Here is a 16,316-nt window from a genome sequence, read left to right as displayed (position 1 = left end):
TCAGCCGATTACCATTGGTAGGTGGCGCTGGCGACGACGCTGCGCTGGTCGCCGAAGTAGCAGTAGTTGCCATCACAGGTCGACAGGTAGTCCTTGTTGAACAGGTTGGTGGCGTTCAACTTGACTGATGCACCCTTAAGGCTGTTGTCCAGGCGGCCCAGGTCGTAATGCACCGCACCGTCAAACACGGTATAGGCGTTGGCCTTTCCCAGCCAGGTGTTGGCCTGGTCGCCATAGGTGTTGCCGGTGTAACGGGCGCCAAAGCCGATGCCGAAACCGTCAAGCACACCGGTGTGCCAGGTGTAGTCGGTCCACAACGAGGCTTGCTGGTTGGGCATCAGTGTCAGGCGGTTGCCTTTGTAGATGCCTTTCTGCACTTCGGATTTTGCCAAGGTATAGGCGGCGATGACCTTGAGGTTCTCGGTCACATCGGACACGGCTTCCAACTCCAGGCCCTTGACCTTCACTTCGCCGGTCTGGCTGTTGATTTGCTGGCCCCCAGCGCCGAGGGTGGTCACCTGCACATTCTTCTGGGTCAGGTCGTAGACCGCTGCACTGAGCAACGTATTGGAGCCGGGCGGCTGATACTTGACCCCCATTTCCCACTGCTTGCCTTCGGTGGGCTTGAACGTCTTGAGCGCGTTTGTATCGGCGTTGCTCGCCGGTTGAAACGACTCGGCGTAGGACAAGTAGGGTACGAAGCCCGAGTCGAATACATAGCTCAGCGCCGCGTTGCCGCTGAAGTGTTTGATGCGGTCAGTGTTGGTCGCATCGCTGTCGTTGAAGTAGGTGGTGCCCTGATGCACCCAATCTTCACGCCCGCCCAGGGTCAGGCGCCACTTATCCAGGGCCATCTGGTCCTGCACGTAGAGACCGGTCTGCACGGTTTTCTGGTTGTAGTCGTAAAAAGGTCGGACATCGGTCGGGCGCAGGGTTGGCTGGGTATTGATCGGGTTGAAAATATTGGTGCCCGAGGCCGTCCCGAATATCGCGCGATAGGAGGTATCGGTGCGCTGGTGGTCCAGGCCGAGCAGCAGGGTGTGGATGACATCGCCAGTGGCAAAGTCTGCCTGGAAGTTGTTATCCACCGCGAACTGGCCGATGTCCTCGTCGACGTTGGTGGTCGAGCGGCTGATATTGCCCGCTGCATCCGCGGGGGAGAACGCGTAGGAACCCACGGTCAGTTGCTGGAACGACAGATCCGACTTGGTATAGCGCAGGTTTTGCTTGAACTGCCAGGTATCGTTGAAACGATGCTCGAAGGCATAGCCCAGCGCGTAGTAGGTGCGATCGTAGAACTCGTAGTCCGGGTCGCCCAGGTTCTTGTGGTGGGAGACCTCGCCCAGCGGCGATTTGATCTTGGTGCCCTGGATCGGCATGAACTGGCTGGTGGTCCCGGTATCGTCACGGGTGAACTGCGAGAGCAGGGTCAGCTTGGTGTCGGTATCGATGTTCCAGGTCAGGCTCGGCGCAATGTTGTAGCGCTTGTTGTCGATGTGATCGACCTGGGTGCCGGCATCGCGTACCACGCCGCTGAGGCCATAGAGGAATTGGCCTTCATCATCGATCTTGCCGGTGCTGGCGAAGTTGATCTGGCGGTAGTTGTCGCTGCCGTATTGCACTTGGATGGCGTTGCTCGACTCTGCGCTGGGGCGTCGGCTGACCATGTCCAGCAGGCCGCCCGGTGGGGTCTGGCCGTACACCGACGAGGCCGGGCCACGCAGCAGCGCGAGGCGGTCGAGGTTCCAGGTTTCCGCTTTGGGGTTGGCGTACACGCCGCGCGGCAATGGCAGGCCGTCGAGGAACTGGGTGGGCTCGAAGCCGCGCACGCGCATCCAGTCGTAGCGGGTGTCGCTGCCATAGCTGGCGGACACGATGCCGGGCATGTATTTGACCGCGTCGTCCAGGTTCTGCACGTTGCGATCCTGCATCTGCTCGCGGGTGGCCACGGAGATCGAACGCGGGGCCTCCACCAGGGCGGTGTCGGTCTTGGTGCCGGCGGCGGTGCGTGTGGCCAGGTAGCCTTGTACCGGGCCCCAGGCACTTTCCTGGTTGCCATCTTGCCCTGTGATGTTAGTCACCGGCAGCGCCATCACCCCCTCCGGAACCGCCACCAGCGTATACGTCCCGGCGCTGCTCTGCTCCAGCTGCAAGCCGGTGCCACGCAAGGCTTCACGCAGTGCGCCCGGTGCATCGAACTGGCCCTGGACCGGGGCCGAGGTCTTGCCCGAGGCCAACGCTGGGTTGAGGGTCAGTGCCAGGCCGGCCTGGCTGGCGATCTGGTTCAGGGTGCTGGTCAAGGGCGCGGCCGGCAGGTTGTAGGCGCGCACGCTGGAGGCTTGTTCGGCGGCAATCAGCGCAGTGCTGGCCAGCGGGGCGCTGAGGGCAATGGCCACGGCTAACAGGCTGGGGCGCAACAAGGTGTCTAGCGTGCGGGACATAGGGCGGCTCCTGAATGGAAGTAATTCGCAATTGCCTATGTGCCGAGCGAGATTTAAAAAGTGATAGGGCCGGTGGAAAATATTTTTTATTTGGCCTCAGGTGTCTTGGCGACAACCGTCACCCACCACGGCGTGTGCTGTTCGATCTGCACCGGCAGGGTGGGCAGCAGCGCGTTGAGCGCCAGGGTGGTGTCGTGCAGCGGGAAGCTGCCGGTGATGCGCAGGTCCGCCACGGTTTTATCCACACCCAGATGGCCGGTGCGGTAGCGACTGAGTTCCTGCACCACATCGCCCAGACGGGCGTTGTCGACCACCAGCATACCGCGCGTCCAGGCATCGCTGGCGGGGGTGACGGCCAGTGCGGGGCCGAGGCCGTCGCTGCGCATCAACACTTGTTGGCCTGCCTTGAACACCTGTTCCCGTTGCAGCGCTTCGGGCTGGGCGCCCACCGCCGATTGCAGCACGCTCAGGCGCGTCGCGTCGTCTTCGCGCTTGACGATAAACCGCGTGCCCAGCGCGCGCAGGCTGCCGTCGCGGGTTTGCACATAAAACGGGCGCGCATCGTTGTGGCCGGTTTCGACGAGGATTTCGCCTTCCTGCAACACGATCAGCCGGCGCTTCTCATCGAAGCGCACGTCGATGGCGCTGTGGGTGTTGAGGTTGATCAACGTACCGTCCGCCAGTTTCAGCGTGCGCTGCTCCCCGGTGGCGGTGCGCTGGTCGGCCAGCCAATAGTGGATCGGCACGTAGCGCTCGCCGGCAAACAACGCCAGGCCGCACACCAGGGCAATGCTCGCCAGGCCGCTGCCGAGCTTGCGCACGCGCTGGCGAATGCCCTCGCGCGACTGTAACAACGCTGCGCGCGCCGGGCCCGAGGCCACGCTGAAACGCTGGTCGAGCATGCCCAGTTGGCGCCAGGCACGGGCGTGCTCTTCATCGCTGGCCAGCCATTTGCTGAATTCTTCGCGCTCTACCGCGCTGCCATCACCCGAATCGAGGGACAACTGCCAGGCAATGGCCGCATCCAGGACACGGGCCGACACGGGCTTGGAGCTGATCACGTTCACAGCGGCTCGCCATACAGGGCGATGTAGCACTGGCGAATGCCCTGGGCCAGGTACTGGCGTACACGCGGCACCGACACCCCCAGGCGCTGGGCAATTTCGGCATGGCCCAGGCCGTCGAGGCGGTTATAGAGGAAGGCGGCGCGGGCCTTGCTCGACAGCTTGCCGAGCAGGCGGTCGATGGCCTTGAGGTCTTCGAGGATCAGTTGCTGTTCTTCCGGCGAAGGGTGTTCGCTTTCCGGGATCAGCATCAGTTCGCTGAGGTAGGCCTGTTCGAGGGCCGCGCGGCGGAAGTAGTCGAACAGCAAGCCCTTGGCGATGGCCACCAGAAACGCCCGTGGTTCGCGGGGCTCGCGCAACTCGTCACGGCCGAGCAGGCGCATGAAGGTGTCCTGGCTCAGGTCTTCGGCACGGCTCGGGCAGGCCACATTGCGCCGCAGCCAGGCCAGCAGCCAGCCACGATGGTCGCGATACAACGCACCAACAAGCTCACTGTGTGGGTTCTGGACCGACGACAAGGCATCACCGAATAAACAAAAGGTTTAAAATAACGAGAATTATTCGCGATTGTGTCAGAGGCGTGGAGCGGGCGCAATTGGCGTCCGTCGGGAGATGACATTAAAACGATGGCGCGTGTTTACGCCGTTTCCATTGGCTCAAACGCTCCTGCAGCGCCTGAGGCGTGTCGATCTGCTGCTGACGCGCGCGGCTGAACAGGATCAGCATCAGCTCCGCCGTGGCCAGGGCATCGGCGCTGGCGTGATGGCGTTCGCCCACGTGCAGGTTGAAGTGGTTGATCCAGTCGTCCAGGCCGGCCTCGCGGATATGCGCCTCGGGGCACAGCAGCGGGGCGATGTCGGCTACATCGAGGAACGGATGGGCCAGGCGATACCCCAGGCTGTCCTTGAGCGCGCGGCCCAGCATGTGTTGATCGAATGGCGCGTGGAAGGCGAGCAGCGGGCTGTCGCCGACGAACTCCATGAAGTCCAGCAGGGCCTCGGCCGGGTCGCTGCCCGCCGCGATGGCGCTGGGGCCGAGGCCGTGGATCAGCACGCTGGGGCTGAGTTTGGTGTCGGCGCGGTGCAGGGTGCGCTCGAACAGTTGGGAAAAATCCACTGCGCCGTCCTCGATCACCACCGCGCCGATGGACAGCACCTGGTCACGGTTGAGATTCAGGCCGCTGGTTTCCAGGTCCACCACCACCCAACGCTGGCTGCGCAACGTGCTGTCGCCCAACACTACGGGCCTGGGTAATTGCTCCAGGCGCCGTTGTTGCGTTGTATCGAGTCTGGGCTTGGCCGCGCGCAGCCAGTCAAACAAGCTCACAGCTGATACCGCAAGGTCAGGCTGCTTTGCAGGCGCTGGGCCTGGCGCAGGGATTCGCGCAGGATGCGGCGGTCCAGGTGGTTGAGGCTGTCGGGGTCGACGCGGTTGGAGTACGGCTGGTTCTCGCGGGTCTGCAACTGATGCTGCTGCATACGGGTTTGCTGGATAAAGTGATAGGCCTCTTCATAGGCGGCGCCGTCCAGGGGCTCGATCACTTCCTTGACCACCAGCTGGCGCAGGCGCTCCAGGGTATTATTGGCGTGGATGCCGTTGGCCAGGGCCAACAGGCGTGCGCCGTCGACAAAGGGGGTCAGGCCCTGCACCTTGAGGTCGAGGGTGGCCTTTTCCGCGCCTTTGCGGGTCAGCACAAAATCGCGGAAACGCCCTACAGGCGGGCGCTGGCGCAAGGCATTCTCGGCCAGCATGCGCTGGAACAGCCGGTTATCCCCGACCTGGTCGAGAATGCCCTGGCGCAGTTGCTCACAGCCGCGTTCATCGCCCCACACCACGCGCAGGTCGAAATAGATACTCGAGCCCAGCAGGTTCTCCGGCGTCGCCTCGCGAATAAACGCCGCAAACCGCCGCGCCCATTCCGCCCGCGAGAGGCACAGCTCGGGATTACCGGCCATGATGTTGCCCTTGCACAGGCTGAACCCGCACAGCGCCAGGCTCTGGTTGATCTGCTGTGCCAGGGGCAGCAACCGCCCGCGAATCTCGGCGGCTTCCACCGCGTCCCTGGCTTCGAACAGGATGCCGTTGTCCTGGTCGGTGTACAGCGTCTGCTCGCGCCGGCCTTCGCTGCCGAAACACAGCCAACTGAACGGCACGCCGGGGTCGCCTTTTTCGGCCAGGGTCAGCTCGATCACCCGGCACACGGTGTGATCGTTGAGCAGGGTAATGATGTGGGTGATCTGGGTCGACGACGCGCCATGGGCGAGCATGCGCTCCACCAGTTGGCCGATCTCACCGCGCAGCGCTACCAGGTTCTCCACCCGTGGCGCATTGCGGATGGTGCGGGCCAGGTGCACCAGGTCGACCCGTTGCAGGGAAAACAGGTCGCGCTCGGACACCACGCCGCACAGGCGCTGGTCCTTGACCAGGCAGACGTGGGCGATATGCCGCTCGGTCATGGCGATGGCCGCATCGAAGGCGCTGTGGTCCGGCGTTAAAAAGAACGGCGCCTGGGTCATATGGCCTTCAATGCCCTGGCTGAAGTCGCCGGTGCCGTCGGCCACCACCTGGCGCAGGTCGCGCAGGGTGAAAATGCCCAGGGGCGCCTTGTGTTCATCGACAATCACAATGCTGCCCACCTGCTGCTCATGCATCAGCGTTACCGCTTCACGCAACGGTGTCTGCGGGCTGCAGGTGACCGGATGGCGCATCGCCAATTCGCCCAGGCGGGTATTCAAGGAATATTGGGTGCCGAGGGTTTCCACGGCTTTTTGCTGCACTTGCTGGTTGACCTGGTCGAGCAGGCTGCTGACACCGCGCAGGGCGAAGTCGCGGAACGGGCTGGACAGCGCGAACAGCTTGATAAAGGCCGGCTTGTTCAGTTGCAGGCAGAAGGTGTCTTCGGCGGCTTTATGCTCGGTGCGGGTGGCACGTTCACCTAACAATGCAGCGAGGGGGAAACACTCGCCGGTGGTGATTTCGAAGGTGGCTTGCGTGGCGTCCGGCCGTTCACCCACGACGCGGCCCTGCTTGACGATGTAGAAGTGTTCCACCGGCCCGCCCGACGGCTTGAGGATGCTCTCGCCGGGGCCGAAGAAGCGCAGTTGGCACTGTTCCACCAGAAACGCCAGGTGCGCGTTTTCCATCTGGTTGAACGGTGGGAAGCGTTGCAGGAACTGCAGGGTGCCGTGGATGTTCTGCAAGACAGCAGTTTTTCCCGCCTGGGCGAAGGCATCAGCTTTACTCATAACCATGACCGCAATTTTTTTGTCGTTATCGTCCTGCATGGTCGACTCCTGAGCGGCGGGTGCCCATTGGACGTAAGTCTAGGTCGATGAAAACGCCGCAGAACTAGGGAAAAACCTTACACGACTATCGTCCAAACCCCGTAGAACACCCACTAGGCAAACTTTCCGACGAAGTGCACATTGAACGCCCTTCCGCAGATGTCTGACGAGTGTGCTGGAAGATTGTCGAAAACCGCTGAGAAACGTATGTCCGACCACGATATTTTGAGTGATGCCGAGCGCGAGGCGCTCAGCGCCGTGATGCTGGAGCCTGATTTACCGCCACAACGCGTGTTGATTGTTGATGACGACAAGGACGCGCGTGAACTGCTGGCGGAGATCCTGGGCTTGGACGGTATTCGCTGCATGACGGCCGACAGTGGCGAGGCCGCGTGGGATTTATTGAAGTCCAGCAGTTCCATCGGTTTGCTGATCACCGATCTGCGCATGAAACCCAGCAATGGTCTGGAGTTGATCAAGCAGGTGCGCGAATCCACCCGCGCGGCGCTGCCGATCATCATCATGTCGGGGGATGCCGAAGCGCCGGATGTGATTGATGCGATGCATTTGAGCGTGGTGGATTTTTTGCTCAAGCCGATCGACAGCGTGAAGTTGGCGAAGTTGGTCAAGCGGGAGTTGGGGATGGCGCAGTAGACGGCTGACACCGTTGGTCGGGACTGTCAGATTTCACAGTATCGGCGTTTTAAGCGTGGCCTGTTTAATCGTTGCGAGGGGGCTGGTTGGGATCGATGCCCCTACTTGATGAGTTAAACAGGAGTTTATCATGAGTACTGAAAAACAAACGGTTAGCAAGATTGAGCAGTCCCATCGTGGCTCCGGGTCATCAACCATCACCGTCGTAACGGACGGGCACTCTGAAGGCTTTCACGCGAATTACTTTTCTGGAGATCGATTTTATATTCATATGGAAGTGAATAGCGTGGAGCTGCGTATTCAATACGGCAAGCGCTTGTCGGATGGACTGAATGAACTGCCAGCGGGGTCTTTTGGTCTCGAGTACAAGAGTCCGGCAGGCGCAGATTTTGACAATGTAACCGGTGGAACAATCAGCGTGACTGTTACCGGTGGAACCTTTAAGGGTGAGCTGAAAAATGTGACCGTTACCGGGTCGGGTGGAACTGCGACGTTCTATGGTAAATATGATATGACGGTCTAGTTATTAGCTTTTTTCAATGTAAATAAAGAGTCCTTATCTTCAGGGCTCTTTATATTCAGCAGTTATTTATGAGGTTTTGGATTAAGCAGGTCAGTTGCTGGGGTTGCAAAGTTTCTAATCGACCTGCGGTCTCTGATTCAAGCTGGTCTTGATAATAGGCAATTCTGATTGAGTGCCGCGATTAAATAATGGTGGATATCAAGACCGAAGCCCTGATCGAGTGATCAGGGCTTCGGCATTGCTAGCTTTTACTCAAAGGCCATTCCTGGCCTTGAACTCCCGACGCCGACGGTGCAACACCGGCTCGGTATAGCCATTCGGCTGTTTGGTCCCTTCAATCACCAACTCCACCGCTGCCTGGAACGCGATATTGCTGTCGAAATCCGGTGCCAGTGGGCGGTACAGCGCATCCCCGGCATTCTGACGGTCCACCACCGGCGCCATGCGCTTGAGGCTTTCCATCACCTGGGCTTCGTTGACGATGCCGTGGCGCAGCCAGTTGGCAATGTGCTGGCTGGAGATGCGCAGGGTGGCGCGGTCTTCCATCAGGCCGACGTCATTGATGTCCGGCACTTTCGAGCAGCCCACGCCTTGGTCGATCCAGCGCACGACATAGCCGAGGATGCCCTGGGCGTTGTTGTCCAGTTCGTTACGGATTTCTTCGTCGGACCAATCGGTGTTGCTGGCCAGGGGAATGGTGAGGATGTCGTCCACCGACGCGCGTTCGCGCTTGGCCAGTTCGGCCTGGCGTGCGAATACGTCGACCTTGTGGTAGTGCAGCGCGTGCAGTGCGGCGGCTGTCGGCGATGGCACCCAGGCGGTGTTGGCGCCGGCCAGTGGGTGGGCGATTTTCTGTTCGAGCATCGCCGCCATCAGGTCGGGCATCGCCCACATGCCTTTACCGATCTGTGCACGGCCTTGCAGGCCGGTGCTCAAGCCGATATCGACGTTCCAGTTCTCGTAGGCGCCGATCCATTTTTCCGCCTTCATCGCCGCCTTGCGCACCATCGCGCCGGCTTCCATGGAGGTGTGGATCTCGTCGCCCGTGCGGTCGAGGAAGCCGGTGTTGATAAACACCACGCGTTCGCTGGCCGCCTTGATGCAGGCCTTGAGGTTGACCGTGGTGCGGCGCTCCTCGTCCATGATCCCGACCTTGAGGGTGTTGCGCGGCAGGCTCAGCACGTCTTCGATGCGGCCGAACAGCTCGTTGGTGAACGCGGCTTCTTCCGGACCGTGCATCTTCGGCTTGACGATGTACACCGAGCCGGTGCGGCTGTTCTTGCGTGTGTTGTTGCCGTTGAGGCTGTGGATCGCCGCCAGGCTGGTGAGCAGGCCGTCGAGGATGCCTTCCGGTACTTCGTTGCCGTGTTTGTCGAGGATCGCGTCGATGGTCATCAAGTGGCCAACGTTACGCACGAACAGCAGCGAACGGCCGTGCAGCGTCACGTCCTGGCCGTCGACGCCGGTGTAGACGCGGTCGGCGTTCATGGTGCGGGTGAAGGTCTTGCCGCCCTTGGCCACTTCTTCGGCGAGGTCGCCCTTCATCAGGCCGAGCCAGTTGCGGTAGATCACCACCTTGTCATCGGCATCGACGGCGGCGACGGAGTCTTCGCAGTCCATGATGGTGGTGAGTGCGGCTTCCATCAGCACGTCTTTGACACCGGCGGCATCGGTCTGGCCAACCGGGGTGCTGGCGTCGATCTGGATTTCGAAGTGCAGGCCGTTGTGTTTCAGCAGGATCGCGATCGGCTCGGCCGCAGGGCCCTGGAAACCGATCAACTGGGCGTCGTCACGCAGGCCGCTGTTGCTGCCGCCCTTGAGGCTGACGATCAGCTTGCCGTCGGCGATCTTGTAGCCGGTGGAATCGACGTGGCTGCCGGCGCTCAGTGGCGCGGCTTCGTCGAGGAAGGCGCGGGCGAAGGCAATGACCTTGTCGCCACGCACTTTGTTGTAGCCCTTGCCCTTCTCGGCGCCGTCGGCTTCGCTGATGGCGTCGGTGCCATACAGGGCGTCGTACAGCGAGCCCCAACGTGCATTGGACGCGTTGAGGGCGAAGCGGGCGTTCATCACCGGCACCACCAGCTGCGGGCCGGCCATGCGGGCGATCTCGTCATCGACGTTTTGGGTCGAGGCCTGGAAGTCTGCGGCTTCTGGCAGCAGATATCCGATGTCTTGCAGGAAGGCTTTGTAGGCCACCGGGTCATGGGCCTGGCCGGCGTGGGCCTGGTGCCAGGTATCGATCCGCGCCTGGAAATCGTCGCGTTTGGCGAGCAGGGCTTTGTTCTTCGGCGCCAGGTCGTGGATGACCTTGTCGGCGCCGGCCCAGAACTGGTCGGCAGTGATGCCGGTACCGGGAATGGCTTCGTTGTTCACGAAGTCGAACAGGACTTTGGCGACCTGCAGGCCACCGACTTGAACGTGTTCAGTCATTGCTTGCCTCACTCTGCGGAGCTTATGCGCTGTTTCGGATTTTCATTATGTAGTGCACGGGAGGGCATACTACATGATGACTTGCGGTTGTGAAAATTAGACTAAATACGTCGTTTAGCGACCCACTTTGGTCGTACGGTCACAGCGGAGAACCGGATGTTCTCAAAAAACTATTGGATTGTTCCAGATAAATATAAAAATGGTACACGATTTGTTTTCGCGGGCCCCCGGGTCCACCTTGTAGATTGAATTCAGAGGGCTTCGCCATGGACCATCTTGTACTCACTATTATCGCCGCCGACAAACCCGGCCTGGTGGAACGCATCGCGCAGAACATCGCGGCCCACGGCGGCAACTGGTTGGAAAGCCGAATGGCGCATATGGCCGGGCAGTTCGCCGGGATCCTGCGGGTCAGCGTGCCTGCCGAGAGTCGTCAGGCCTTGGTGGGGGCTTTGGAGGATTTATCCACACACGGTATTCGCGTGCTGGTGGGCGAGGGCAGCAGTGGCCAGGCATCGGCGTCCAAGTCGATCGTGATGACGCTGCTGGGCAACGACCGCTCGGGCATCGTGCGCGAGATCACGGCGCTGTTGAGCAAGCAGGGCGTCAACCTGGAGCGCTTGAGCACCGATGTACGCCCGGCACCGATGAGCGGTGATCCGCTGTTCAGCGCCGAGGCGTTGTTGCAGGTGCCGTCGAGCTTGTCCTTGGAGGCGTTGCAGGAATCCCTGGAAACCCTGGCGGATGATCTGATGGTGGAACTGCACAGCGAGGAATAACCACCCACAAGGTTATGCATGGAAATCTTGCATGGGCCTGTGGATAACCTGTAGAGACCCGGCGCCAGGCCACGCCCACCGGGCTTCTCCGCCAACTGTGCAAAAAACGAGCAATTTCAAGGGCTTGTGCACAAATGGCGGGGACCAGGTTGTGGATAACCTTGGGGTGGATCTCTGCAAGCCAGGCCGGCTGGGGCTTGCAGAGGTTTGTACGTTATTTGATCAGCGTTTGCGCACGCTCAACCAGGCATCGACGCTGTAGACCACCAGCCCGGCCCAGATAAAGGCAAACGCGATCAGCGTGCTTGACGCCAGGTGCTCACCGAACAGCAGCACCGCTTCCAGCAACACCAGGGTCGGTGCCACATACTGCAAAAAGCCCAAGGCGGTGTAGGGCAAATGCCGTGCGGCGGCGTTGAAGCACACCAGCGGGATCAACGTCACCGGGCCGGCCGCCACCAGCCACCAGGCTTCGGATGTGCTCCAGAACGCCAGTTGCGCACTGTGGGCCGACGGGTTGAACAACAACCAGGCCACCGCAATCGGCACCAGCATCCAGGTCTCCACCACCAGCCCCGGCAGCGCCTTGACCGGCGCCTGCTTGCGGATCAGGCCGTAGAAACCGAAGGTCAGCGCCAGTACCAACGATACCCACGGCAAGCTGCCCACCTGCCACACCTGTTGCGCCACACCCACTGCGGCCAGCCCCACGGCCACCCATTGCAGGCGGCGCAGGCGCTCGCCGAGGAGCAGCATGCCCAGCAGCACATTCACCAGCGGGTTGATGTAGTAACCCAGGCTGGCTTCAAGCATACGCCCGCTGTTCACCGACCACACATAGGTCAGCCAGTTACCGGCGATCAACGAACCGCTGAGTGCCAGGATTGCCAGGCGCCTGGGGTTGTCGCGCAGTTCGCGGAACCAGCCCGGGTGCTTCCACACCATCAGCAGCAAACCACCGAACAGCGCTGACCACAGCACCCGGTGCACGATGATTTCGGCGGCGGGCACACTGGCGATGGCTTTGAAGTAGAGCGGGAACAGACCCCAGATGACATAGGCGCTCAGGCCCAGGATGTACCCCTTGCGGGGGTTGGCGGCTTGCATGCGTAATCCTTGCTTAGGCAGCTAACAAAGGGCGATTGTAAGGATATTTGTCAACCAATGGGACTGGCTTGGTAATGCGGTCTGCTTTGTGTGGGAGGGGCTCCCTCCCACATTAAAAGCAATCAGAAGAGTTTCAGCGGCTCTTCGTTGAGCGCTGAGAGTTGCTCGCGCAGCGCCAGCACCTGGTCGCCCCAATACCGCTCGCTGCCGAACCACGGGAAGCTGTGGGGGAAAGCCGGATCATCCCAGCGCCGTGCCAGCCACGCGCTGTAGTGCATCAGGCGCAACGCGCGCAGCGGCTCGATCAGCGCCAGTTCACGCGGGTCGAAGTCGTGGAATTCCTGGTAGCCGTCCATCAGTTCCGACAGCTGGCCCAGGCATTCCTGGCGATCACCGGCGAGCATCATCCATAAGTCCTGCACCGCCGGGCCCATGCGGCAGTCGTCGAGGTCGACGATGTGGAACATCTCATCGCGGCACATCATGTTGCCGGGGTGGCAATCGCCGTGCATGCGGATGTTTTTGTGCGGCGTGGCTTTGTAGACCTCTTCCACGCGCTTGAGCAGGTCGCGGGCCACGGACTCGTAGGCTGGCAGCAGGCTCTTGGGAATGAAATTGCCTTCGAGCAGGGTGGTGAGGGAGTCGTGGCCGAAGTTCTTCACACCCAAGGCTTCGCGGTGTTCGAACGGGCGGGTGGAACCCACGGCGTGCAAGCGGCCGAGCAGTTGCCCAAGGCGATAAAGCTGGTCAAGGTTGCCCGGCTCCGGTGCGCGGCCGCCACGGCGGGGGAACAGGGTGAAGCGGAAACCGGCGTGTTCGAACAGGCTTTCGCCGTTATGAATCATCGGCGCGACCACCGGCACGTCGCACTCGGCCAACTCGAAGGTGAAACGGTGCTCTTCGAGGATCGCTTCGTTGGTCCAGCGCTGGGGGCGGTAGAACTTGGCGATCAGCGGTTCGGAGTCTTCGATGCCCACCTGATACACGCGGTTTTCGTAGCTGTTGAGCGCCAGAACGCGAGCGTCGCTGAGGAAACCGATGCTTTCGACAGCGTCGAGTACCAGGTCGGGTGTGAGGGTTTCAAACGGATGGGCCATGCGAACTCCTGCGCGCAGCAGGGCGCCGCGTCCGGCCGGGTATGGTACCGCACCAGGCTGGAGATAGGGGGCGCCTGTGCCATTGTCATCGGGGGCAAGCCCCCTCCCACAGGTGACCGCGTTTATCTCCAGTGTGGGAGGGGGCTTGCCCCCGATAGCGGTCTATCAGGCGCCGACAATCCCGCCATCATCCCGCCGAATCGCCATCACCGAGGAGCGCGGCTTGCCATTCGGCAGATGCTCCGGCCAGGTCGAACCCCCGGTTTCACCCGGGTGCTGGATCCCCACAAACAGGGTTTTCTGATCCGGCGAGAAGCTGATGCCCGTCACCTCACAGGCCACCGGCCCGACCATGAAGCGACGGATTTCACCGGTGCTCGGGTCGGCGCAGAGCATCTGGTTATTGCCCATGCCCGCGAAGTCGCCGGCGTTGCTGTAGTCGCCATCGGTGAGGATCCACAGGCGCCCGGCCTTGTCGAACCCCAGGCCGTCGGGGCTGTTGAACATGTTCTGTGGGTTGATGTTGGACGAGCCGCCTTTTGGCGTGCCGGCATGCACGCCCGGGTTGCCGGCCACTACAAACAGGTCCCAGCTGAAGTCCGCGGCGCCATGGTCATCGGCGTTGGCCTTCCAGCGCAGGATCTGGCCGTAGACGTTTTTCTCACGCGGGTTGGGCCCGCCCACCGGTTGGCCGTCTTCGCCGCGCTTGGCGTTGTTGGTCAGGGTGCAATAGACCTGGCCGTCGGTAGGGCTGACCACGATCCATTCCGGGCGGTCCATGCGCGTGGCTTTCACCACACTGGCGGCCAGCCGTGCGTGGATCAGCACTTCGGCCTGGCTGGCGAAGCCGGTGCTGGCGTCGATGCCGTTTTTGCCATGGGTCAGCTCGACCCATTGCCCTTTGCCCTTCGGATGATCGGCGTTGCCATCGCCCGCATCGAAGATGGCCACGTACAAGGTGCCGTGGTCGAGCAGGTCTTTGTTGGCCTTGGGGTTCTTGTGGTTGATCTTGTCGCGGCTGACGAACTTGTAGATGAACTCGCCGCGCTCGTCGTCGCCCATGTACACCACGGCGCGGCCGTCACGGGTTTGCGCGAGGGCGGCGTTCTCGTGCTTGAAGCGGCCGAGGGCGGTGCGTTTTGCCGGGGTGGATTGCGGGTCGAACGGATCGATTTCCACGACCCAGCCGTGGCGGTTGAGTTCATTGGGGTTCTTGGCCAGGTCGAAGCGCGGGTCGTGCAGGTGCCAGTTGATCTCTTTGCTGGCGGCCACCACGCCATAGCGTTTCTGCCCGGCATCGAACGCTTGCTGCGGGTTGCTGCTGCCGAAGCAGTCGGTGAAGTTCTCTTCACAGGTCAGGTAAGTGCCCCATGGGGTCTGGCCGTTGGCGCAGTTCTGGAAGGTGCCGAGGGCTTTTTTGCCGGACTTGTCGGCGCTGGTTTTCAACCATTCATGGCCGGCGGCGGGGCCGCTCAGGCGGATCGGCGAGTTGCCGTGGATGCGGCGGTTGTAGCGCGAGTCCTGGACGAACTGCCAGGTGTCACCTTTGCGCCGCACTTCGATCACCGACACGCCTTCACTGGCCTGGGCCTTGTGCACGTCTTCGGCCGATTGCGGCGCGCCGCCGTGGGCGAAGAGGTAGCGGTAGTTGGTGTATTCGTTGTTGATCGCCATCAGTGCGCGGTTGTCGTCGCCGGGGAAGGCGAACAGGCTCATGCCGTCGTTGTTGTCGCCGAACTGTTGTTCCTGGGCCTTGGCGGTGCCGTTGCCGGACGGGTTGAAGGCCGGCGCGCTCTTGTGCAGCGGCTGGCCCCAACTGATCAGCACCGAAGCGCTGTAGCCCGGCGGCAGGGTGATGGTGTCGCTGGTGGCCGCGGCGATGCTGGTAAAGCCCAGCAGCGGGCTGGCGGAGGCGGCGTTGACGGCCAGGGCGCTGCGGCTCAGCAGGTTGCCGCCGAGGAACATCGCCGCACCGCACAGGGCGCCGGCACCGATGAAGCGGCGGCGGGTGAGGCCGACCATCTGTTCGAGGTCGGTGGCTTGGTTTTCTTCTAATAGGTTCATGTCAGGCTCCCTGCGGTTTTTGCAGACACCATAAGGAGCGGGCGTGACGAAATTGTTGCAGTTTGAAGAGCTATTTGGCTCAGACCGGCGTGCCGAGCAGCACATTGCTGGCGGCAAATTGCACTTGGAGCGTCCTGCCAGCGGCGGCGCCCAGGGCCTCGAGTGCGGCGGGCTGCGCCAAGGCGCATAAAACCTGGCCATTGGGCAGGGCGATGCGCACTTCGCTGGGGCCGTCCTCGGCGGCGAGAATCGCGTCGACGGTTCCGCTCATGCAATTGTGTCCAGGTGTTGCAGGTTTGTCGGGCGCCAGCAATTCCAGCCAGCCGGCCTTGATCAGCGCAACAACTTCCACGCCGACCTCCAGCTCCAGCCGTTGCGTACTGTCATGGGTGATTTGTGCCGCCAGGGTCAGCCCTCCGGCGAGCTGCAAGTGAATCAGGTCGTTGCGGCCAAGCTGTTCAATCGCAATGACCTGGCCATGCAACTGGTTACGGGCGCTGGTGCGCAGCATCAAGCGGCCGAGCAGGTTGAAGTCGCTGGCGGCTTCGTCCGAGCCAAGCACTTCGGCCTGCAACACTTGCAGGCGCTGGTAGAGGCGCAACACCCGTTCACCCTCGGCTGTGAGTTTGGCGCCGCCGCCGCCCTTGCCGCCGACACTGCGTTCGACCAAGGGTTTTTGCGCCAGGTTGTTCAGCTCGTCAATGGCGTCCCAGGCAGCCTTGTAGCTCAAGCCCGCACTTTTGGCGGCGCGGGTGATGGAGCCCTGCTCGGCGATATGCCCCAGCAGGGCGATACGCTGGGGGCGGCGGACAATATGTTGGCTGAGCAGAGTCGGTAGGGACATGGGCATTCGCTGTAGTGGGATGAGCGGAC

The 16,316-nt window shown here is 61.8% G+C and carries 13 protein-coding genes; 3 read left to right on the top strand and 10 right to left on the bottom strand.

Annotated elements, in window-relative coordinates:
- Positions 1-8: 8 nt before the first annotated feature.
- From FX984_RS16750 to FX984_RS16730, 5 genes are all read right to left on the bottom strand, one after another.
- Positions 9-2,441, bottom strand: coding sequence for a TonB-dependent siderophore receptor (locus tag FX984_RS16750; protein WP_146477691.1), 2,433 nt, complete (start codon positions 2,439-2,441; stop codon positions 9-11).
- Positions 2,442-2,527: 86 nt separating this feature from the next.
- Positions 2,528-3,508, bottom strand: a complete 981-nt coding sequence (locus FX984_RS16745; RefSeq protein WP_146477693.1) for a FecR domain-containing protein — start codon at positions 3,506-3,508, stop codon at positions 2,528-2,530.
- Complete coding sequence (locus FX984_RS16740; RefSeq protein WP_027605963.1) at positions 3,505-4,023, bottom strand: RNA polymerase sigma factor; 519 nt, start codon at positions 4,021-4,023, stop codon at positions 3,505-3,507. The genes FX984_RS16745 and FX984_RS16740 overlap by 4 nt, the downstream gene beginning before the upstream one ends.
- Before the next feature lie 100 nt (positions 4,024-4,123).
- Positions 4,124-4,831 carry a 3'-5' exonuclease gene (locus tag FX984_RS16735; protein ID WP_027605962.1) on the bottom strand — a complete coding sequence of 236 codons (708 nt, stop codon included), beginning with the start codon at positions 4,829-4,831 and terminating at the stop codon, positions 4,124-4,126.
- Positions 4,828-6,750, bottom strand: coding sequence for a putative nucleotidyltransferase substrate binding domain-containing protein (locus tag FX984_RS16730; RefSeq protein ID WP_043293577.1), 1,923 nt, complete (start codon positions 6,748-6,750; stop codon positions 4,828-4,830). Before FX984_RS16730 ends, FX984_RS16735 begins: the two co-directional genes overlap by 4 nt.
- A 246-nt stretch (positions 6,751-6,996) precedes the next feature.
- Between FX984_RS16730 and FX984_RS16725 the strand changes: the two genes are divergently transcribed.
- Together FX984_RS16725 and FX984_RS16720 are read left to right on the top strand one after the other, a co-directional pair.
- The gene (locus tag FX984_RS16725) at positions 6,997-7,443 is read left to right on the top strand and encodes a response regulator (RefSeq protein WP_027605960.1); all 447 of its coding nucleotides are present in this window, start codon (positions 6,997-6,999) and stop codon (positions 7,441-7,443) included.
- 130 nt (positions 7,444-7,573) lie between these two features.
- Entirely contained in the window at positions 7,574-7,966 is a 393-nt protein-coding gene (locus tag FX984_RS16720; RefSeq protein ID WP_027605959.1) for a hypothetical protein, read from the top strand.
- A gap of 252 nt (positions 7,967-8,218) precedes the next feature.
- Here the strand turns inward: FX984_RS16720 and FX984_RS16715 are convergent, their stop codons facing one another.
- Positions 8,219-10,396: a malate synthase G gene (locus tag FX984_RS16715; protein ID WP_146477695.1), complete on the bottom strand. Its 2,178-nt coding sequence runs from the start codon at positions 10,394-10,396 to the stop codon at positions 8,219-8,221.
- 266 nt (positions 10,397-10,662) lie between these two features.
- Between FX984_RS16715 and FX984_RS16710 the strand changes: the two genes are divergently transcribed.
- A complete protein-coding gene (locus FX984_RS16710) occupies positions 10,663-11,175 on the top strand; it encodes a glycine cleavage system transcriptional repressor (protein WP_027605957.1) in 513 nt (170 codons plus the stop codon).
- A gap of 222 nt (positions 11,176-11,397) precedes the next feature.
- On the opposite strand, the gene rarD is transcribed toward FX984_RS16710, so the two are convergent.
- From rarD to FX984_RS16690, 4 genes are all read right to left on the bottom strand, one after another.
- A complete protein-coding gene (gene rarD / locus FX984_RS16705; RefSeq protein ID WP_027605956.1) occupies positions 11,398-12,282 on the bottom strand; it encodes an EamA family transporter RarD in 885 nt (294 codons plus the stop codon).
- Between the two features lie 122 nt (positions 12,283-12,404).
- Positions 12,405-13,379, bottom strand: a complete 975-nt coding sequence (locus FX984_RS16700) for a serine/threonine protein kinase (RefSeq protein WP_027605955.1) — start codon at positions 13,377-13,379, stop codon at positions 12,405-12,407.
- A 165-nt stretch (positions 13,380-13,544) separates the two neighbouring features.
- A complete protein-coding gene (locus FX984_RS16695; RefSeq protein ID WP_146477697.1) occupies positions 13,545-15,443 on the bottom strand; it encodes a PhoX family protein in 1,899 nt (632 codons plus the stop codon).
- Between the two features lie 79 nt (positions 15,444-15,522).
- Positions 15,523-16,287 carry a TOBE domain-containing protein gene (locus FX984_RS16690; protein WP_092355540.1) on the bottom strand — a complete coding sequence of 255 codons (765 nt, stop codon included), beginning with the start codon at positions 16,285-16,287 and terminating at the stop codon, positions 15,523-15,525.
- Positions 16,288-16,316: the final 29 nt, after the last annotated feature.

This window comes from Pseudomonas marginalis, from assembly GCF_008692035.1.
GTDB classification, from domain to species: Bacteria; Pseudomonadota; Gammaproteobacteria; order Pseudomonadales; family Pseudomonadaceae; genus Aquipseudomonas; species Aquipseudomonas marginalis.
The sequence above is the reverse complement of the archived record's forward strand: the minus strand, read 5'-3'. Positions and strand labels throughout refer to the sequence as shown.